Annotated in this window: 19 protein-coding genes; 9 read left to right on the forward strand and 10 right to left on the reverse strand. The window is 37.9% G+C overall.

Features of this window, described 5'->3' with window-relative positions:
- Positions 1-107: 107 nt before the first annotated feature.
- Positions 108-2,105 (reverse strand): transglycosylase domain-containing protein, encoded by a 1,998-nt coding sequence (locus JFU24_RS10545; protein WP_242485319.1) that lies wholly within the window; start codon positions 2,103-2,105, stop codon positions 108-110.
- Positions 2,106-2,456: 351 nt separating this feature from the next.
- Here JFU24_RS10545 and JFU24_RS10550 point away from each other — a divergent pair, with 351 nt between their 5' ends.
- The 4 genes from JFU24_RS10550 (at position 2,457) to JFU24_RS10565 (ending at position 7,347) form a co-directional block, all read left to right on the forward strand.
- The gene (locus tag JFU24_RS10550; protein ID WP_201221820.1) at positions 2,457-2,981 is read left to right on the forward strand and encodes a universal stress protein; all 525 of its coding nucleotides are present in this window, start codon (positions 2,457-2,459) and stop codon (positions 2,979-2,981) included.
- A 516-nt stretch (positions 2,982-3,497) separates the two neighbouring features.
- On the forward strand, positions 3,498-4,376 hold the full coding sequence (locus JFU24_RS10555) for a cation diffusion facilitator family transporter (RefSeq protein WP_201182143.1): 879 nt from the start codon (positions 3,498-3,500) through the stop codon (positions 4,374-4,376).
- A 245-nt stretch (positions 4,377-4,621) separates the two neighbouring features.
- Positions 4,622-5,731, forward strand: a complete 1,110-nt coding sequence (locus JFU24_RS10560) for a histidine kinase N-terminal domain-containing protein (protein WP_201249933.1) — start codon at positions 4,622-4,624, stop codon at positions 5,729-5,731.
- 284 nt (positions 5,732-6,015) lie between these two features.
- Entirely contained in the window at positions 6,016-7,347 is a 1,332-nt protein-coding gene (locus JFU24_RS10565) for a hemolysin family protein (protein ID WP_201182147.1), read from the forward strand.
- A gap of 55 nt (positions 7,348-7,402) precedes the next feature.
- On the opposite strand, the gene JFU24_RS10570 is transcribed toward JFU24_RS10565, so the two are convergent.
- The 4 genes from JFU24_RS10570 to JFU24_RS10585 all read right to left on the reverse strand — a co-directional run bounded on the left by JFU24_RS10570 (position 7,403) and on the right by JFU24_RS10585 (position 9,862).
- Entirely contained in the window at positions 7,403-8,032 is a 630-nt protein-coding gene (locus JFU24_RS10570) for a DedA family protein (RefSeq protein ID WP_201250902.1), read from the reverse strand.
- A gap of 173 nt (positions 8,033-8,205) precedes the next feature.
- The gene (locus JFU24_RS10575) at positions 8,206-8,370 is read right to left on the reverse strand and encodes an Lmo0850 family protein (RefSeq protein ID WP_157443799.1); all 165 of its coding nucleotides are present in this window, start codon (positions 8,368-8,370) and stop codon (positions 8,206-8,208) included.
- Between the two features lie 113 nt (positions 8,371-8,483).
- A complete protein-coding gene (locus JFU24_RS10580; RefSeq protein WP_201182149.1) occupies positions 8,484-9,197 on the reverse strand; it encodes a FixH family protein in 714 nt (237 codons plus the stop codon).
- 92 nt (positions 9,198-9,289) lie between these two features.
- Positions 9,290-9,862, reverse strand: a complete 573-nt coding sequence (locus tag JFU24_RS10585; protein WP_207196268.1) for a YitT family protein — start codon at positions 9,860-9,862, stop codon at positions 9,290-9,292.
- A gap of 619 nt (positions 9,863-10,481) precedes the next feature.
- Between JFU24_RS10585 and JFU24_RS10590 the strand changes: the two genes are divergently transcribed.
- Positions 10,482-11,834 carry a hemolysin family protein gene (locus JFU24_RS10590; protein ID WP_201182151.1) on the forward strand — a complete coding sequence of 451 codons (1,353 nt, stop codon included), beginning with the start codon at positions 10,482-10,484 and terminating at the stop codon, positions 11,832-11,834.
- A gap of 362 nt (positions 11,835-12,196) precedes the next feature.
- Here JFU24_RS10590 and ytvI read toward each other — a convergent pair whose 3' ends face one another.
- Entirely contained in the window at positions 12,197-13,240 is a 1,044-nt protein-coding gene (ytvI, locus tag JFU24_RS10595) for a sporulation integral membrane protein YtvI (RefSeq protein ID WP_309558681.1), read from the reverse strand.
- Positions 13,241-13,369: 129 nt separating this feature from the next.
- Between ytvI and JFU24_RS10600 the strand changes: the two genes are divergently transcribed.
- Positions 13,370-13,573, forward strand: a complete 204-nt coding sequence (locus JFU24_RS10600; protein ID WP_053344821.1) for a hypothetical protein — start codon at positions 13,370-13,372, stop codon at positions 13,571-13,573.
- Between the two features lie 440 nt (positions 13,574-14,013).
- Complete coding sequence (locus tag JFU24_RS10605) at positions 14,014-14,433, forward strand: MarR family winged helix-turn-helix transcriptional regulator (protein ID WP_201182153.1); 420 nt, start codon at positions 14,014-14,016, stop codon at positions 14,431-14,433.
- A 76-nt stretch (positions 14,434-14,509) separates the two neighbouring features.
- On the opposite strand, the gene pdxR is transcribed toward JFU24_RS10605, so the two are convergent.
- A complete protein-coding gene (gene pdxR / locus JFU24_RS10610; RefSeq protein WP_201249934.1) occupies positions 14,510-15,901 on the reverse strand; it encodes a MocR-like pyridoxine biosynthesis transcription factor PdxR in 1,392 nt (463 codons plus the stop codon).
- Between the two features lie 105 nt (positions 15,902-16,006).
- Here pdxR and JFU24_RS10615 point away from each other — a divergent pair, with 105 nt between their 5' ends.
- Entirely contained in the window at positions 16,007-16,585 is a 579-nt protein-coding gene (locus tag JFU24_RS10615; RefSeq protein WP_201249935.1) for a GNAT family N-acetyltransferase, read from the forward strand.
- Between the two features lie 51 nt (positions 16,586-16,636).
- Here the strand turns inward: JFU24_RS10615 and JFU24_RS10620 are convergent, their stop codons facing one another.
- The 3 genes from JFU24_RS10620 to JFU24_RS10630 form a co-directional block, all read right to left on the reverse strand.
- Positions 16,637-16,789 carry a hypothetical protein gene (locus JFU24_RS10620; protein WP_201249936.1) on the reverse strand — a complete coding sequence of 51 codons (153 nt, stop codon included), beginning with the start codon at positions 16,787-16,789 and terminating at the stop codon, positions 16,637-16,639.
- 164 nt (positions 16,790-16,953) lie between these two features.
- Positions 16,954-17,406, reverse strand: a complete 453-nt coding sequence (locus JFU24_RS10625) for a GNAT family N-acetyltransferase (protein ID WP_201182159.1) — start codon at positions 17,404-17,406, stop codon at positions 16,954-16,956.
- The gene (locus JFU24_RS10630) at positions 17,406-18,431 is read right to left on the reverse strand and encodes a nitronate monooxygenase (RefSeq protein ID WP_201249937.1); all 1,026 of its coding nucleotides are present in this window, start codon (positions 18,429-18,431) and stop codon (positions 17,406-17,408) included. Before JFU24_RS10630 ends, JFU24_RS10625 begins: the two co-directional genes overlap by 1 nt.
- Before the next feature lie 141 nt (positions 18,432-18,572).
- On the opposite strand from JFU24_RS10630, the gene trhO reads away from it, so the two are divergent.
- Positions 18,573-19,538, forward strand: a complete 966-nt coding sequence (gene trhO / locus JFU24_RS10635; protein WP_201249938.1) for an oxygen-dependent tRNA uridine(34) hydroxylase TrhO — start codon at positions 18,573-18,575, stop codon at positions 19,536-19,538.
- The last annotated feature ends 413 nt before the right edge of the window (positions 19,539-19,951 follow it).

A 19,951-nucleotide genomic window follows, 5' to 3' on the forward strand; every position in this document is an offset into this window, starting at 1 on the left:
AATCTTATTTTTTAAAGAATGATGAAAGGCTGTCAAACATCTGACAGTCTTTTATTGTGACTGAATGAACGAGAAAAGAGCATGTAATCCATGCTCCCTTTGGACTTTCACCATGGGACCTTCCAGTCTTTCCATTTATTCAATCCTTCCCGAATCTGATTACCTTTGTCAATCCAATATTGCTTTCTTTGCACCTCTTCTTTTTTTGCTTGTTGTTCCGCTATAAGTGCCTGTTGTTCCGCTATAAGCGGCCCGATGTCTTGTGTATTAAAAGATTGTGACGCCTGATTTCGTAAAGCCTGCGACATTATTTTTTGAAAAATAATCGCACTCCCCTCACTACTATGTGTCGTCAGATAATGTTTTTCATCAGTCTTATCATACCCGGCCCAGACAGCACCGACTAACGAAGGTGTATAACCGATAAACCATTGATCTTTAACCCCTGATATTCCTTCGATTGGAACTTGTGTGGATCCTGTTTTACCTGCAACTTCATAACCGGAAACAGCTGCATTTTTTGCTGTGCCATATTCTACTGTACCAAGCAGCATTGTATTCATTTTGTCGACGACGCCCTTAGAGGTTACATTGATGGCTTTTTCTTCCCAAGCCCCTACCTCTTTTCCCTCGATATTTTCTATTTTTATAATGGCATGCGACTCCAATCGTTTTCCATCGTTGGCGAAAGTGGAAAAGGCTCCTGCCATTTGCAGCGGGGAGACCCCTTTGTCCATGCCCCCTAAAGCAATTGTTAGATTTCGGTCACCTTTTTTATATGGAATCCCAAACCGCTTAAGTGAATCCAATCCCTTATCGATACCAATCTCATTTAATAGCCATACAGTAGGTACGTTTAATGAATTCATCATCGCTTCGTACATCGGTACTTCTCCTTTATAAATGCCACTTAGATTTGTTGGCTCATATTCCCCAAAACTCATTTTTTCATCCTTTAAAGGAGTGGTGATATCATAACCCTCCTCAACTGCTGGCGTGTAAACAACAAGCGGTTTAATGGCCGAGCCAGGAGATCTCGTCAATTGGGTTGCCCGGTTATATCCCATGAATTGATGTTTACCTCTGCCGCCGACTAAAGCCTTGATCCCTCCTGTTTTCGGATCAAGGAGGATTGCCCCGCTTTGAACCAATTCATCTGTACTAGTCCCAACTGGAAAATTGGCATCGTTGGCATAAACGGTTTCTGTGGCCTGCTGCATGGATTGATCTAGTGTTGTGTATATTTTGTAGCCCTTTGTAAGCAACTCCTCGAGCTCTATTCCATACCTACTGGATGCCTCCGACAGAACATGGTCGACAAAATAAGGATACTTTCCTTTTAATGGATCAGCCATTTGCTCACCCTGAAGAAGAGTCACTTCATCTTTTTTCGCCGCAGCCTCTTCATCATCCGTCAAATACCCATGTTCGGCCATTCTTGAAAGAACTAAATCACGTCGTTTCATTGCACCGTCTAAATTTTTGTATGGATCAAGTTTGGATGGAAGGTTAATGACACCCGCAAGCAATGCCCCCTCGGCAACGGTCAATTCAGAGACCTCCTTGGAAAAGTAAATATTCGCGGCCTTTTTGATTCCCCATGCCCCATGCCCGAAATAGACTTGATTCAAATACATTTCTAGAATTTCATCTTTTGTATACTTATCTTCGACTTCCTGAGCAAGAAAAAACTCTTCTACCTTCCGTTTCAGAGTTCGTTCCGATTCCAGCATCGTAATCTTCACAAGCTGCTGGGTAAGCGTACTCCCTCCTTCGACAATACTTCCTGCCTTCGCATTTTTAACTAAGGCACGCAAAATTCCTTGATAATCAATGCCATGATGTTCATAAAAACGATGATCCTCAATGGATACAACCGCTTGTTTCATATGATCTGGTATTTCCTCTATTGCAACACCTTCAGATTTATTGCCCGTAATAGTACTGGCAAGATTTCCGTCGAGATCATAGATCTCTGTCGGTTGCTGAAGATGATTTTGTAGAAGACTTATATCTGCACCTTGCTTGAAATAAAATAGTAAACCGGCACCAAAAACTACCATTGCCAATATAATAATCAGACCTATTTTCACTAACCCTCTCATTTGAACCCCCATTTTCCCATCTAAGACATGCTTCATTAAAAATATTTTACCCTTTTTATAAAAGAAAACTCGTCGTTTGACTAAAAGGCAGAGACATAATGGTCTCTTCTCTTTTTTCTTATAACGGGTTACTCCTGAAATTCACTTCCTTACTCCTTTTATTTATAAAGTTATAAAAAACAGACTACTCAACTGAAAGGGCCTGGAGATTCACCCTAGCCTGTACGCGTATGCTTACTAACTCTTCTTTACATGTGTTTGTGATCAATATACACAATCAATAGGCGTGAAGCCATTTAAAAGTGGGTATAACACTTTTAAATACATTAAAAATGGGGAGAGATGATATTAATGAAAGATTTGAAACATATTGTCGTCGCTTTTAATGGAAATGAAGACAGTAAACGGGCAGTAGAATATGGTGCAACATTGAAAAAGGCCTTTCCTGAAGCTAAGCTGACCGTTGTTCATGTCCTAAATGAAAAAGTTGAACAGCGGATCATAGGAAACGCATCCGCCCCGGGATTTGTGCCAGCTGCAGGATTTTATGTAGACCCTGTCCAAACACATCCCGTTGTGGAGGTTGAACAAACGGATCATCAAGAGACAAATGATACCCATTCTGTTGTCCAAAATAGTGTTCAAAACGCAGAAAGTAATACACTTAGATTGCTAAGTGAATGTCGAGTTGAGGGAAAATTCGAAATATTGGAAGGACATGCGCCTGATAGCGTATGTGACTATGCAGCAAGAACTGCGGCTGACCTCATCGTTGTCGGTAATAGCGCAAAAAGCGGGCTGGAAAAATTCTTTCTTGGCAGTACAAGTAGTTCCATCGCCAAAAACGCCCCCTGTTCGGTATTTATTGCAAAGTAAAAAGGAGCCGGCTCATTCTTGTGCCGGCTTTGTTTGGATATTCGTCAAAAAAAGCCGGATTCGATATAGAATCCGGCTTTTTTTCAATAATACCTTCGAAGCTGCCGAATAAAGCATCAGCGCGACAACTACCGATAAAATAAAACTAATTGCATATAAGTCCCAGTATAAATGGCACTGGCTGTTTGTCGCAGTGGAACCGAAAAACGTCCGAACTCTACAGGTTCACTCTCAGCCTTTTTGGCTCCCCTTCTGGAAGTATTTAATTTTTAATCCTCGGTTAAAATATACTACTAGTTTCTATCTAATGAGCAGACAAGAAAATGCAAATACTATTATAACTTTCCATCCCTAACAATGGCTATATTCTTTCTTTAAACCAACTTCTTTACATTTGTTCAATACATCTGCTATTAACCAAGTTAGATGGATTAATACGACAATTTTTCTATAGACTCACTAAGGTTTGTTTTGATATCTTTATTAAGGCTAATTTACACTGGGGAGAGAATAGACATGGATAAACATTCAATTTCAGCTGAAAAAGGCGCCTATATCAGTATTGCCGCTTACATATTCTTGTCTGCTCTTAAATTGTCATTTGGTTATTTTGGAGACTCTAAGGGACTATGGGCAGATGGTTTAAATAACACAACCGACATCATCGCTTCCATAGCCGTATTGATTGGATTAAAAATATCTAAGCGACCACCTGATGATAATCATTCATATGGTCATTTGCGAGCGGAAACTGTAGCCTCGTTAGTAGCTGCCTTCATTATGATTACAGTTGGCCTGCAGGTTATTTTTAGTGCTGTAAAATCTTTCTTCTATCAAGATTCAACGACGGTTCCCAATATGCTGACTGCTTATGTTGCTATATTCTCCGCAATTTTTATGTACGGGATTTATCGTTACAACTTAGCATTAAGCAAAAAAATTAACAGCGCCTCCATTTATGCAGTTGCACAGGATAATCGGTCTGATGCTCTGGTCAGTATTGGTGCTTCTATAGGAATTTTAGGTACTAAGATAGGGATTTTCTGGCTAGATGCAATAGCTGCATTAGTAGTTGGAATCATCATCTGTAAAACAGCTTGGGATATTTTCCGTGATGCTTCTATCTCTTTAACCGATGGTTTTGACGAGCAGCTACTACAACAAATCGGACAAACCATTTTATTAACAGAAGGTGTTAAAAACATGAGTGAAATTAAAGCTCGTATGCATGGTAGTGAAATTCTACTCGAAGCTACCGTTCATGTAAACCCACTTTTGACCGTCATCCAAAGCCACGATATTACGGTGAAAATCGAGGAAAACCTTTTAAAAGAATATAATATTCAACATGTGATTGTTCATATCGAACCATATACATTCCCCAAAAAAAGGTAACCGTCATTAATTTTACGGATGCCTTTTTTATCTTTATAATCCACTACTCACAGTAATAAAACTGTGTCAAAAAAAGGGATTTCCTACTTAATTGCCGAATATTTATCCAATTGATGCATGTTTAAAGAACGGTAATCTGTTATCATAAAAGCACAATGTAATTATTTTGATATTTTGTAATTTTATTCTAAACCATAAATCTTAAGCTCAAAGAAAATTCATTTTCCTACAGTATGGAGGGCAAAATGGTATCTAATCGAGAAATGACCATTCACTTTTTATCTTCTCAAAAAGGCAGTATCATTTCCAAATGGAATGATGAGCTGTTGCATTTACCGGATGGATATATAGGGTATTTTAAAGGAGAAGTAGAAAATATTTTTAACCTGCTAATTGATCAGATTGGAAAATCAGATACTGACATAGGAGATGTACTGAAGGTCGTAGGAGAAAAAATTGCATCTGATCGAGTTAAGAAGCAGCTAAATATGGAAATTTTCTGTGCCACTGCGGCTATCGGTAGATCCATCATCATTGATCACGTTCTAAATTCTGAGGCAACTAAAGAAGAAGTATCCGATCTAATTCATCAAATTAACGCTTACTTCGATAAACTCATTCAATATGCATTATCCTATTTTACCGAATTGAAAACGAAGGAGCTTGAAGCACGTTATCAGTTTATAAGCCCTAACCATAAGGACCGTTTGACACTCCTAGGCCAAATGACCTCAAGCTTTGTTCACGAATTCAGAAATCCACTTACTTCCATCATGGGATTTATTCAATTATTACAAGCAGAACAGCCTGAGATAAAATACCTAGATATTATTTCAAAAGAATTAGATCAGCTCAATTATCGGATTACTCAGTTTCTTAATATCTCTAAGAAAGAAACTTTTGAATCACAACCGGATCTATTTTCTATTGCCCAGCTAGTAAATGAAGTGATTGAATTTTTATATCCTAGCATTTTGGAAGTAAATGCTTCCATAACTTGTAATATCGCTGATGATACCGTGATTTCTGGTTCTAAAGAGGAATTTCGTCAGGTTTTACTAAATATCATTTTAAATGCTCTTGATGTGGTTGCGGGAATGCCTTCACCATCCATATACATTTCCGGTTCAGAATCACCATCCGGTATTTTATCCTTAAATATTTCAAACAATGGCCCTAAGATACCTGAAGAGGTTCAACCAAATATTTTCGAACCGTTTATTACAACTAAAAAAAGGGGTACAGGATTAGGACTATTCGTTTGTAAAGAGATTGTTTTAAAACATCAAGGAACCTTAACATGCCATTCAACAGATTTCTTAACGACTTTCTCAATACAAATAAAAACAAAATAAAGTATAATATCCGTTATATCCATGGATCCATTAGTGTAAAAATTTTGACTGATTCGAGTATAGTTACTTATACTAATAGTTAGGTTCCACTACTAATCGAGGTGAATGACCCTATAGATTGAAAATAAAAAACATCATAAATTTTCATACTAGACAAAACGATATTTATTTTTCATCTAACATTTGATAAGATAACAACATTTCATTCATTATTGGTTTTGGGAGGTGACTGGGAAAATTAAATCGTTCGACATAACAAACGATTCAATTAAGTCCCACACTATTTGGACATTTTAGGTTTTATAATAGTAATTATCTTAATCGCTGTAACTGCTTTTTTTGTGGCTTCAGAATTTTCAATTATCAGGGTGCGAAGCTCAAGAATTGATCAATTGATAGAAGAAGGCAACAGAAAAGCCATTGCGGCCAAAAAGGTTACATCTGATCTTGATGAATACCTATCAGCCACACAGCTTGGAATTACCGTGACTGCTCTAGGGTTAGGGTGGCTTGGACAGGACACCATCCTTAAATTGATAGGACCTTTATTCGGGGCCTTGAATTTCCCAGGCGAAGTCACAAGCATTCTAGCTTTTGTCATTTCCTTTTCACTGATAACATTTTTGAATGTCGTTGTGGGTGAATTGGCTCCAAAGACCGTTGCTATCCAAAAGGCTGAGCAAGTGACTTTGGCTATCGCCAAACCATTGATTCTTTTCCATAAGATTGCCTTTCCTTTCATCTGGGTATTAAATCATTCTTCTCGTTTTGTTGTCGGATTGCTTGGCTTCAAGCCTGCTTCTGAAAGTGAAATTGCCCATACAGAGGAAGAATTGCGTTTCATCCTCTCTGATAGCTATAAAAGTGGAGAGATTAACCAATCAGAATTTAAATATGTAAGTAACATTTTTGATTTCGATGACCGTGTTGCCAAAGAAATCATGGTCCCAAGGACGGAGATTCTTACCATCTCAAAAGATGAAACGGTACAAGAATTCGTCGATGTGGCTAAACTAGAAAAATACACCAGGTACCCTGTTGTCGAAGGTGATAAAGACCATGTTATCGGCTTAGTCAACTTAAAGGAAGTTTTTTCAGATCTTATTAAGAATCGAGAAATCCATTCAAAAGCAATTGAAAATTATACTCGCCCAATTATTCGGGTCATGGAAAATATTCCGATTCATGATTTACTGCTGAAAATGCAAAAAGAACGCATTCATATGGCTATCTTGATGGATGAATACGGCGGTACTTCCGGTCTTGTCACGGTTGAAGATATCCTTGAGGAAATCGTTGGTGAAATTCGCGATGAATTCGACATTGATGAAGTCGCATCCATCCGAAAAATTAAGGATGGGCACTATATTTTAGACTCTAAACTTCTTGTAAAGGAAGTGAACGATTTACTCGGCATTCACTTAGAGGAAGATGATGTTGATACAATCGGTGGATGGGTTTTAACGGAGAATTATGATGTAAATGTTGGCGACATCATGGAAAAAGACGGATTTTGCTTTAAGGTGATTGAAATGGAAGATCACGCCATTCGTTATATTGAAGTGACAAAAAAGGTCGAACAGCTACCTCTTGAAGAAGACCTTCCTCAAGGATAACGAATAAAAAACAGCCTCGTAAAAGTAAATTTTACGAGGCTGTTTTTTATAGTGATCACTTTTCAGAAAACCGGCCCATTTTCTTGACCGTTACGATTGGAGGTGTACTCTTTTTTTTCCAAATAATATAAAGAATGATAAGAACAAAGGAAAAACCAGCTACAGGAATTAAATAGGGAGAAGTAATCTCACTAATCTGCTGCCAATTCTCCCCGAGAATCCTTCCTAAGGTTAGAAATAAAATGGTCCAAGGTATTACAGCAGCAACCGTATAAAAGATGAACTTCCAAACAGACATTCTCGCAATTCCTGCAGGGATAGAAATAGCATGGCGGACGACCGGGATGAAACGAGCCGTAAAAACCACTCCAACCCCATAACGATGGAACCACTCTTCAGCCATTACAATATGTTTTTCTTTTATTAAAATATATTTCCCATACTTTAAAAGAAATGGCCGTCCTCCGAAATAACCCGCCCAATAGAGAAATAATTGCGCTATCGCCCCTCCTACTACACCTGCAAGGACAGCCCCCCAAAAGTTCATTTTACCCTGACCAACTAAATAGCCTCCGTATCCGAGAACGAGCTCACTCGGGATGATTTCGACCATCAAACCTAATAAAACACCTATATACCCCATTCCTGCAAACCAATTTAATATCGTCATAATAAGCTGTGACATCATGCAATCGGACTCCCCTTAAGGCTAATTTCAAAATGTTTGTCCTTCTATCCTATTGCAGCACATAACGTTCTATTCGATTTTTTGCATGGAGTATTCTCTTCTTCATTAAGGAATTCATTCCCGAAAGCACAAAAAAAAGACCAGTTGGAATTATCTCCGGTCTCATTGCATTAATATTCTTTTAGATCCCGTTTTTGTTGAAATTGAGAAAAAACAGCTGTGGTGAGTAAGGATGAGTCATTTTGATAAACATTAGTGAAAATCTCCTGACGAGATTTCGTTTTTTCAATATGAATCCCGAGATTTTTATACTTCTTGATTATTTCGTTAGTCATACTTACTCTCCCTTTCTGCTGTATCTTTATCCTTTAACTTCCCAAATAACGAATATATAAAACCTATTTAAAGAATTGAATTGAAAAACCATACAGTGTCATGTTAACACTTGTCAATTAACTTGAATTGTTTGCAATCGATGCTCGTGTACTTCGTCTTTTTCAACATGAACCTGAACTTTATAGGTGCCGGGTTCAACAAAAGATACCTTATTTTGGTAATTTCCTTTTTCCTCTTCTTTAGCTTTGGTGAAATGGCTTTCTTCGCTACCTTCTTTCCACACCTCAAAATTCACATCTGCATTTGTCAAAGGCTTTCCATTCAATTCTACAGTTGTTTCAAAGTTCGAACTGCTTCCTGCCTTCACAGGGTTACTTTGAAAATCAATTGAAACATCCGTACTTGGATGAGCAGATGCGCCTTCACTTTCATGATCCGTAACGACAACTTCTTTTTCCGGCATCACATGCAGCCCTTTGGCTGTTACATGGGCAACCACATAATATTTCCCTTGTTCATTAAACGTATGCATCACTTGATATGTACCACTTCCTGTATTCTTCGCCTCCAGCATTTCCCGTTTGTCCTGTCCCGACTTTCTTACTTCAAACAGAACCTCACCAGCTTCATTTACCAAATTACTTCCTTGTTTTACTGTTGTTTCAAGGATTACTTCTTTGCCAGGAACCAATTTCCCTTTAATGACGATTGATGCTTCCATTGATTCTGGAATAACAGTATTCACTTCTTTATCCTCGGGCATTTCAGACTCTTGACAGCCGGCTAACATAAATAACAACGCAGTACACACATAGAGTTTTTTCATTATAACGTTCCTTTACTATTTATTAGACCCAAAATCTGTCCTTTTCATATTGCCCATCCTTCCCTAATTTCAGATTTTTATACAATTTTTCATCATGCAGTCCGCATTACGGTCACTGAAGTCAGCAGAGCTACAGCAATAATCGTTAAAAATGAATAAATAAAGATAGAAATGTCGACCACACTTAGTCCGAAAAGAAGAACACATCCATCAATAAAGAAAATTAACAATCCAACATTTAGCCCGCTCTTTCTTGAAAGGATTTGAGCCAACATATCCGTTCCACCTGTTGATGTTCCATACCGAAGCATGAGTCCAATCCCAAGCCCAATCAATCCTCCTCCAATTATTGCACTAACATAAACAGGAAGATTCCATTCAATGACTGCCTCGGAAAAAATATCGATACATAAGGAGGAAAAAAGTAAGCCATGCAAGCTGTTAACAAATAGTTTTTTTTCAAAATACCATGCATATATATATAATGGAATACTACTCAAAATCACACCCAGCCCTGTTGGAAGCCCTATATAATAATGAAAAATCAGCCCAATTCCTATCATGCCACCATCTAATAAATGATAAGGTATCAGAAAAAAATTGATTCCCACCCCTACTAGCATGCTTCCAGCAATAATCGCTGTCATTTTTTCTATGATCTTCATGACCCCCACCTCCTTTTAAAATGCATAAACCTGTCCAGTTTCTATAGAATATGTTTATACAATCTAAAAAATAATGAAACTAACCAATTTTTGTGAGAACAGCCCTTTTGTTTTCTGAATATTCTATCATAAATGCGATAAAGCAGAGGAAATAGTCAAAAATCGCTAATTAGTAGATCAAAGTGATCCTTTACAAGGAATATACCGGATTTAAGGAGTCGTAAGCTGTTTGACTGAATGACTAACTCTTTCTATAATGAAAGTATTTAAATTTATTAAACTGAGGTGATTGGATGGGATATTAAAGAATGTTCGTTTTGACGGACGGACGCTGCTTTGCCTGACGAACAAGGGCATACTTTTGAAAAGCTTGTGCACTTCTTCAAGCAGAAATTCTTCTTTTTCCCGTCTGCGCATCGCTAATCACATACACTAGTATTCTCTTCATCATTTAAAAACGGGAATTCGAGCTGATACACATATAGCTTTTCTTAAAACTTGCAGCTCGTTAAGTGACTCCCGACAGTATTTAGCAAGCAAAAAAAAATATACTTGTATATTTTAAAAATGTAGGAGGTGGACTCCTTATTCGTCTCAGAGGCGAGTTAAGGGAGACTATTTGGACATAATAAACTTGGTTCTTATTGCCATTTTAATTGCTTTAACAGCATTTTTTGTAGCTACGGAGTTTGCAATTGTTAAAGTGAGAAGCACGAGGATCGATCAACTAATTGAAGAAGGCAAGCCAAATGCTGTTTCTGCAAGGCAGGTCACATCCAACCTCGATGAATATTTATCAACATGCCAGCTCGGAATTACTATAACTGCTTTAGGGCTTGGGGTACTTGGAGAACCGACAGTTGAACACATTTTGCGGCCACTTTTAAATCAATTAAACCTTCCTGAATCAGCTTCACATGCACTCTCAGTTGCGATTGCCTTTTCTTTTATTACCTTCATACATGTAGTTATTGGAGAACTGGCACCGAAAACATTGGCGATTCAAAAAGCAGAGCAGGTAACTTTATTTGTTGCTAAACCTTTAATTGCATTCAATAAAGTCATGTATCCTTTCATCTGGGTACTAAATGGCTCTGCAAGGACGCTAACAAAAATGCTCGGATTAAAAGCAGTTTCTGAACATGATTTGGCTCATACAGAGGAAGAGCTTCGTATCATTGTTTCCGAAAGCTACAAAAGTGGCGAAATTAACCAATCAGAGTTTAAATATGTGAATAAAATTTTTGAATTCGATGATCGAATTGCAAAAGAAATCATGGTTCCACGTACAGAAATCGCTACGATATCTAAAGATGATACGATTCAACAATTTTTCACCATAATGACTGAAGAGAACTTTACTCGCTATCCTGTCATCGACGGCGATAAAGATCATGTTATTGGAATGGTGAATATCAAAGAACTATTCACTGAAATGATAGATAAAAGTAATCAGGCATCGACAACGATAAATAGATATGTTCGCCCTATTATCCGTGTCATTGACAGTATTCCGATTCATGATTTACTTTTAAAGATGCAAAAAGAACGTATTCACATGGCTATCCTCATGGATGAATACGGCGGCACATCAGGTTTGGTAACCGTTGAAGATATTCTTGAGGAAATTGTTGGTGATATTCGAGATGAATTCGATTTGGATGAAGTACCGGATGTTCGCAAATTAAAAGAAGATCATTATATTATCGATGCAAAGGTATTAGTAAGTGAAGTGAATGATTTACTGGGACTGGATATCAACGATGAAGATATTGATACCATGGGCGGATGGATTCTTACTGAGAATTACGAAGCCAAACAAGGTGATATCCTGACTTATGGTCCCTATCACTTTAAAATAAAAGAAATGGAAGACCACCATATCTGCTATATTGAAATATATAAACCAGCAAAAGTCGTGGGCGAAGTAAAAGAATTTCCGATAATATCGCAAACTGAAATTGTTTCATGATAAAATGCCCCCCCGCTCTAAATGAGCGGGGGGTATTTTAATCCCTCAACACTTTATCCTCTAGATTTAGGTACATCAAACAAATATCTCACATATTATATAAGAAAACCCAGCTTATTATTTTGATTGACAACATTAAGTATAGTTCAACCTTTATTGTTTCATACTGTTAGAGAAGCTATATTTTATGAAGGAGTGAGGACTTATGAAACTCATAACCATTTGCCAGCACTGCAAAGGGAAAGGGAAAACCCGCTATCTACAATTTTTTTCACGGAACTGCAATCAATGTAACGGACAAGGAAAAGCGGTAAAAGATATGTCTAATTTAAGAAATCATGCAAAAAACCTCTAACAATCTTTCAAATTTTAAAGTTAGGCTTGATAACACCTGATTTTTTTAAGGTGTTATAAACGATAAGGACTGCCGGCCCTAGGAAAAGCCCAATAAAACCAAGCATCTTAAACCCTAAATAAAGACTGATTAACGAGGCCAATGGAGTTAATCCCATATTCGCTGAATAGACCTTAGGTTCAATCGTTCTTCTTATGATAGTTATGACCAAGAATAAGATAATTAGGCCGATTCCAAGATGATGGTTTCCTTGTGCCCATACAATAATGGCCCAAGGAACAAGTACAGATCCTGTCCCCAGTATAGGAAGAATGTCCACTACAACTATTAGTAGTGCCAATAACATCGTATATTTCACATTTAACAACCATAGTCCCGTATAAGCCATGATAAACGTGAATAAACTTAACAAGATTTGAGCCTTAATGAAGCCTATTGCTGCCATACTTAAATCTTGATAAACTAGTGATATTTTTTGATATGTGGACGTCTTTAAATAAAGGAAAGCCTTTTTTCTTAGCTTTGGTAATTCTAGGCTGATCAAAAACAAAGCGATTAAATAAATCAAAAAATCAATGAAAAATCCAGGAACAAGTGTAACAAATTGGACCATATCCTGAACAAAATCCTTTGTAAACCCTTCAAGCGCTTTGACCCCTTTTTCCATCGTATTTTCAATCGACTGAATGAGGTTTGGCGGCAATGTTTGAGAATATTGCTCCCATTGCCTAATAACCGGCAGAATAGCCGTCAGATACATCTCACGAATAAAACCAGGAAATTTCTCCGAATAGACAATGACTCTCTTGATTAAAACTGAAAGCAAAAAATATGTGATGCTCATGAGCCCGCCTACATACAAAATAAAAGAAATTAAAACGGCCCAAAGGCGATGTAGTTTTAATGTTTTACTAATTAGGCGAACTAATCCATCCAAAAGAATAGCTGTTAGTAACGCCAAAATTAATGCCCATGAGTAGGGAATTAAAAATAGTATAACTAATAAGAGAACACCCCTCCAAAACCAGCGAAAAAACAAAGCAACATTCACTAAATAAACCCTCCTAGCACTTTCTTGTTTCTCCTTATATTTATGAGACAATATCCCATATATTTCGCTTATACGTTTTATTTTCTCAATAAGGGGAAAAAGAGAAACAAAGAAAAGGAGGGATTGACATTGGATAACAAAGATAAAGAAAAGTTTCTTGAAGAGCGTAACAATAAATCTAAGGCATTCAAAGAGAATCAAGAAAAGCAGCTAGAGCGTGACCAAGTTGTCATGCCCATTGAAGATTTACCAATTGATGAAATTAAATATGAACGAGAAGAAGAACGAAATAAAAAAGAAACTAAACAACGTTCCACCAGCGAAAGATTTTAAAGAAAAAACCAGCCAATCTAAGGCTGGTTTTTTCTTTAAGAAATCATGTTGTAAGTCACCCCAATTGGCAGCTATCTTTTCTGGCGGCAAGATGTAGATATCATGTTTTTTCATTTCATTTCACAATTCTCATTTTTTATTACCCGAATTTTATTTTTGTCTTGATAATAAGTATATTGTCCATCAAAATTCAATCTAAAAATAACGGTATACATTTACATGGAAAAATAAAAAAAGCCATTCTTTATAAGGATTCGTCTGTCAGTTTTTATTTGCTTCTTGATTGATTTAAAATGATTTAGGGAGGCTTTACTATTATACTTCTCTTCCCTCCCCTCGCTTCCAAAAAAAACATTGACTGAAATGAATGATTCTTTACAATAGACTTTTAAGAATTAAAGAATATAATGGATTGGTCAACCATTATAAAGGAGAATCATATGACGAACCCTACTCAATTATTTCATCAATATTTACAAGTATCCAGATCATTAGTTAGTAAAATGAATGAACAAATTACAACCCTTGAAATTTATCATAATCAGTGGACAATCTTGAATTATTTAAAGAACTGTGGATATTCCACCATCCCCGATATTTGCAATTACTTGGATGTAGATAGTGTTATCATCACACGTTCGGTCAACAGCATGGAACAGAATAATATGATTAAGCAGGTCCCTGGAAAAGATGAACAGGAAAAGCGAATCGAACTGACTCCCAAGGGCAAAGAAGTACATACAAAATGCCTTAAGATTGCAGAAAAGATTGAAGGAAAAGCCCTGGATGGCATTACTGAAGAAGAGCAGGACTTATTTTTCCAGACGGTCCTTAAAATCCTCAATAATATAAGGAACTGAATTGGTGCCTTATATTATTGTGAAAGAAGTGATAGTCATGGCCTTTTCCATTGACCTCTTTTGAGTAAGCAACGAGCTAAAGCCATGCCTTTTTTAAAAGTCGGATTCCTTCTTCGATTTCCCTTTCGGTTAAACCACCATACCCAATTAAAATAGTCGGCTCTTTTACCTTCTTTGAATGATAAACCGAAGTTGGATGGACTTTCACCCCGACACTAGCAGCCGTTTGAATGAGCTCTGACTCAGTGCTGCTGTTTTTCACTTTTAACAGAACGTGTAACCCTGACTTTTCACCAATTACAGTTACACGATCATTAAAATTCTCTTCAATTGCATTCAGTAACACCTTATTTTTTTTACGATAAATCGTACGCATTTTATTCAGATGGCGTTCCCAATGTCCATTTTTCATAAAAAGACAGAGCGTTTCTTGAATCATTCTAGAAACGGTCTGTTTGTAACCTTTTAACTTTTCATGATAAATAATAGCTAACTCCTTTGGTAACACCATATAGCCCACTCTAATCGTTGGAATCAACGATTTTGAAAACGTACCTAAGTAGATAACCCTTCCATTTATGTCCAATCCTTGTAAGGAAGGAATTGGTTTGCCTGCATGACGGAATTCCCCGTCATAATCATCTTCAATAATATAGCCGTTGTTTTTCTCCGCCCAATTCAATAATTCCACCCTTCTAGTTATCGGCATGATCATGCCGGAAGGAAATTGATGGGAAGGTGTGACATAGGCAACATTCGCAGCACTCTCTTTCAAAGTGTCAACACTCATTCCACTTTCATCTAACGGAATGAATGTCATATGGGCTCCCCCCAACCTCAATACCTCCCTAACCCGATGAAAGCAAGGGTCTTCCACCCCAAAGATCCGCTCATTTCCAAGAAGTAACCGTAGTAGATGGATTAAATACTGTGTACCTGCACCGATTATGATTTGATCAGGAACACAGCGAACTCCTCTTGATTGAAAAAGATAGGCAGCAATCTCAGTTCGGAGACCAACTTCCCCTTGAGAATCACCACTTATAAACAATTCTCTTTCCTGATGATACAACGTATTATTTAAACATTTTTTCCACACGGAATGCGGGAAAGAGTCTATGTCCACCCGTCCATGGTTGAAATCTATCTTGCTCGTTTCACGTTGAGGGTATATCATTCCCTGTGAAACAGGCAACTGTTCCATTATAGGTAGTATCCGTTCTAAATCAGCTACGTAATAACCTTTCCTTAAACGACTTTCCACATATCCTTCTGCTATTAACTGCTGATAAGCTGCATCCACTGTATTCAAGCCTATTCCTAAATGAACGGCAAGCTTTCGTTTAGAAGGTAATTTAATTCCAGCATTTATTTGTCCATTCTGAATTTCCACTTTAATATATTCATACAACTGAAGATATAACGGCTCTTTTTTTGTTTTTTCTAGAGTTAGAGTGATTTCAAACATCTGGACCTCCCTTAAAACTGGTTCTATAAATTATATCAGTTTTGGTTCTTATTACAGGACCAGAATATTTTTATAATTGAGATATCAACCAATAGGAGGAAAAATATGGATTACATTGAGCTAATCGGGAAACATGTGACCCTCACCCCAATGATGGAAAATCATATCGAACCGCTTTATGCTGCTTCCCTGCCATCTGAAATTTGGGAATGGAGCGCCACAAAGATTTTGTCATATGAAGAGGCTGTGTCCTATGTAAAGGAAGGGATTCGAACAAGGGAAAAAGGACTGCATTATCCATTTGTTGTTATCGATCACGCTAATGATTCGATTATCGGCAGCACTAGCCTAAGAAATATTCAATTTGACAATCAGACGCTAGAAATCGGTTCAACTTGGTATCACCCCACCAAATGGCGGACAGCCGTTAACACAGAATGTAAGTACCTCCTTTTACAGCATGCCTTTGAAAAGTTGCGAATGAATCGAGTTGAATTTAGGACTGACGAATTGAACATAAATTCACGAGCGGCCATAATTAGGCTTGGCGCAGTTGAAGAAGGCTTATTACGTATGGAGAAAAAACTGAAAGATGGACGGGGGAGAAATACCATGATTTACAGCATTCTCAAGCACGAATGGCCTATTGTGAAGCAAAAGTTGGAAGCATTTTTGGAAAGATGAGAATAGATAAAAAGAGTGCCTTTTGTTATGGACACTCTTTTTATTCTGCTACTATCTTTCAGATGACTCTCTATGATTTCCCTCGATTTTCGTTAACGAATCCTTTTGCTTTTTCGTTGATCGAATGAATATGAACACGACAATTGCAAATAAAAGCGGCATTAATAAAGCAAAAAGAAGATAAATCATATCTCCAAAGAACACGTTCCTTCCCCCTAAGCAAGTGCAGTCTTTCACCCGATGAAATGGAGGCCAGCCAATCATTCCGACTAGTTTTCCAACCATCTGAATCCCTGCGTCAACCCGCACTGTTGTCTGTAAAGTTTTTCAGTCCAATTTGATGATCGTTAGAAAGTCTCCGGGTTCCTTCAAATACTTTGTGATAAACGAATCATATCCAGACATTGAATTCCATTTTCATAAATAGCCTCTGGATAGTTCATAATAAAAAAATCACGATCGACCCCAGTGATTCTAAAACCACATTTTTGATAAAGGGCAAGCTGCCCTATCCCTGAATTCCCAGTACCAATCTCAATAGTTTTGTAACCTTGTGACTTAGCATAGTGAACAGCATGCATGACTAGTTGTTTTCCAATCCCTCTTCCGTGAAGTTGTTCTACCACTGCGATGTTGACTATCTCTATTAGTTCAGGTCTTATTTCTAACAAAACATACACTCCGATTATCTGCTCATCTATTTCAGCTACAAAGCACATCCCTTTTTCCAAGTATGCATTGACCAAATCCCTTGAAGGGTCGGCTAATAGCAACAAGTGCATGGGAGGTAACTCATCTGGATATAATTTTCTTATCTCCATTAGTGCTCTCCTTTTAGTTCCTCAACAAGCAGTGATATCAATTCAGATGCTGGAAGTTCCCTACTCAGTTTATATCCCTGTCCTGCCCATAAAGCCATCAATTCAGGATTGTTTTTTTGTCCTGCTGCTTTTCGCATTTGCTTGGTCATATGATGAACATAAGGATAGGCCGCCGGTGCATCATTATCATACTCAGTTAAAAAATGATTCACCAAACCGCGTGCCCGGCGTCCGCTGAAGGCTCGAGTAACCGCCGTTTGAGTAAAACGCGCATCATTAAGAGCTGCCTTATGAACGGGACTTGCACCACTCTCGGGACAGCGAAGAAAAGCAGTACCCAACTGTGCCGATGTTGCCCCTGCTGCAAGGACGGCAGCGATATCCATTCCGTGCATCAGCCCGCCTGCCGCAATAATCGGTAACTCCAGTTCATTTTTAATCATTCGTATTAACACTAAAAGACCATAATCTTCTTCTATACGGTTTTCAAAACTGGCTCGATGCCCCCCTGCTTCAATACCTTGTACACATAGAACATCCGCACCTGCCCCTGCAGCCGTTTTTGCTTCATGAAGGTTGGTTACTGTTACGACAATAATGGAGCCTACGCTTTGGAGCTCCCTAATTACATCTGTCTTAGGGCATCCAAACGTAAAACTAACAACATCAGCACGCAACTCTTTTAATACGGCTAATTTATTTACCCAATCATCATCATCGCTGATTCCTTCCCCAATCAAAACCCCTACACTCTCCGCCTCTTTTTCTATTTTTTCACGATAGGCAGATAGTATCTCTTCGTCAACAACCTCTTGATTTGGCACAAAGACATTCACCCCAAATGGGTGATCCGTCAATTGGCGGGTCTCCTCTATTTCTTTTTTCATGGCTTCCGCCGTCTTATAGCCAGCCGCGAGAAAGCCTAATCCCCCTGCATTAGATACCGCAGCCGCAAGCTTTGGAGTGGAAGCGCCTCCTGCCATCGGTGCTTGAATGATAGGATATCCCACTAAATCTTTGAACATTCGATACAACTCCTTTTCATTTTTCTTCATGCTCTTATCATTTTTACGTTTTCTTGGTATAATGATTGTCTGTAAGAGAAAAGTGTCTTAATGATCACCCTTTATATCTTGCAAATATAAAACATAGGTGGTAAATCAAAAATGGAAACAAAGCCCTATAGAGTTTTACTGTACTATTTATATGTACCAATCGAGAACCACGAGGAATTCGCAGCCGAGCATCTTGCGGCCTGTAAAGAGCTTGAATTAAAAGGCCGAATCCTAGTGGCATCAGAAGGAATCAACGGAACTGTTTCAGGTACGATTGAACAAACAAACCAATATATGGACATGATGAGAAGCGATTCCCGCTTTGCTGATATCGTGTTTAAAATAGATGAAGCAGATGGCCATGCCTTCAAAAAAATGCATGTTCGTCCTAAAAACGAACTTGTCACGCTTCGATTGGAAGATGACATCAATCCTAATCAGACAACAGGCAACTACTTGAGCCCGAAGGAATTTTTCGAGCAAATGCAAGATGAAAATACAGTCGTCCTTGATGCCAGAAATGACTACGAATATGAAATAGGTCATTTCAGAGGCGCAGTCAAGCCAGATATCACAAATTTCCGTGACCTTCCGGATTGGGTACGAGAAAACAAGCAGATGTTTGAAGGTAAAAAAATCCTTACGTATTGCACAGGTGGAATCCGCTGCGAGAAATTCTCCGGCTGGCTTGTCAAAGAAGGCTATGAGGATGTTAGTCAGCTTCACGGCGGCATCGCAACCTACGGGAAAGACCCGGAAGTTCAAGGCGACCTTTGGGATGGTCAAATGTATGTATTCGATGAAAGAATTGCTGTTCCGATCAATCAAAAAGAACATGTCATTGTCGGTCGCGATATTTTCTCTGGCGAACCATGTGAACGCTATGTCAATTGCGCTAACCCTGAGTGCAACAAAAAAATCCTTTGCAGTGAAGAAAACGAACACAAACATATGCGCAGCTGTACTCACGAATGCCGGGTGCATCCGCGTAACCGCTATATAGTTGAGCATAACTTATCTAAAGAAGAAGTAGCAGAAAGACTACAGCAAATTGAAGAAGCCGTTACGGCTGAATAATCAAGCAGACCCGAATCAGTGGATGATTGTCCCTATTCGGGTTTTTTTTATCCTCCTATTTAATCTTCAGAAATTTTTTTCAAGATGTAAATCTACATCTTGAAATTCCCCCTACTGCTTTGGCATTCAATAAACTTCTAAACTAACTATCCGAAAATGCAATCACTTCTTGTACTTCTATACCTAATCTTACTTCTATATCTAAATAGAAAAAACCTTTTTAAAAATCAAAAATAATAATTTAAATCAAGAAGAGCAAAAAAGACTTTTTTGTTATAGTACAATTTTCTTCTTTTCATAAACTTTTAATATTGTTTAGGACTTTTCAATCTAGAGGAATCAAGGACTATCCTAGAACTATAGAAAGAATTATCATAATTTTATAACCAATTAATGTTAACCCTGTAAATATA

Origin of the sequence: Peribacillus sp. TH27 (assembly GCF_016650915.1) — a bacterium.
GTDB classification, from domain to species: Bacteria; Bacillota; Bacilli; order Bacillales; family DSM-1321; genus Peribacillus; species Peribacillus butanolivorans.

Excerpts from the sequence above, each read along its gene's own strand:
- JFU24_RS10545 (WP_242485319.1), bottom strand. The coding sequence starts at position 2,105 with ATGAGAGGGTTAGTGAAAATAGGTCTGATTATTATATTGGCAATGGTA.
- JFU24_RS10550 (WP_201221820.1), top strand. The coding sequence starts at position 2,457 with ATGAAAGATTTGAAACATATTGTCGTCGCTTTTAATGGAAATGAAGAC.
- JFU24_RS10555 (WP_201182143.1), top strand. The coding sequence starts at position 3,498 with ATGGATAAACATTCAATTTCAGCTGAAAAAGGCGCCTATATCAGTATT.
- JFU24_RS10560 (WP_201249933.1), top strand. The coding sequence starts at position 4,622 with ATGGTATCTAATCGAGAAATGACCATTCACTTTTTATCTTCTCAAAAA.
- JFU24_RS10570 (WP_201250902.1), bottom strand. The coding sequence starts at position 8,032 with ATGTCACAGCTTATTATGACGATATTAAATTGGTTTGCAGGAATGGGG.
- JFU24_RS10575 (WP_157443799.1), bottom strand. The coding sequence starts at position 8,370 with ATGACTAACGAAATAATCAAGAAGTATAAAAATCTCGGGATTCATATT.
- JFU24_RS10580 (WP_201182149.1), bottom strand. The coding sequence starts at position 9,197 with ATGAAAAAACTCTATGTGTGTACTGCGTTGTTATTTATGTTAGCCGGC.
- JFU24_RS10585 (WP_207196268.1), bottom strand. The coding sequence starts at position 9,862 with ATGAAGATCATAGAAAAAATGACAGCGATTATTGCTGGAAGCATGCTA.
- JFU24_RS10605 (WP_201182153.1), top strand. The coding sequence starts at position 14,014 with ATGACGAACCCTACTCAATTATTTCATCAATATTTACAAGTATCCAGA.
- pdxR (WP_201249934.1), bottom strand. The coding sequence starts at position 15,901 with ATGTTTGAAATCACTCTAACTCTAGAAAAAACAAAAAAAGAGCCGTTA.
- JFU24_RS10615 (WP_201249935.1), top strand. The coding sequence starts at position 16,007 with ATGGATTACATTGAGCTAATCGGGAAACATGTGACCCTCACCCCAATG.
- JFU24_RS10625 (WP_201182159.1), bottom strand. The coding sequence starts at position 17,406 with ATGGAGATAAGAAAATTATATCCAGATGAGTTACCTCCCATGCACTTG.
- JFU24_RS10630 (WP_201249937.1), bottom strand. The coding sequence starts at position 18,431 with ATGTTCAAAGATTTAGTGGGATATCCTATCATTCAAGCACCGATGGCA.
- trhO (WP_201249938.1), top strand. The coding sequence starts at position 18,573 with ATGGAAACAAAGCCCTATAGAGTTTTACTGTACTATTTATATGTACCA.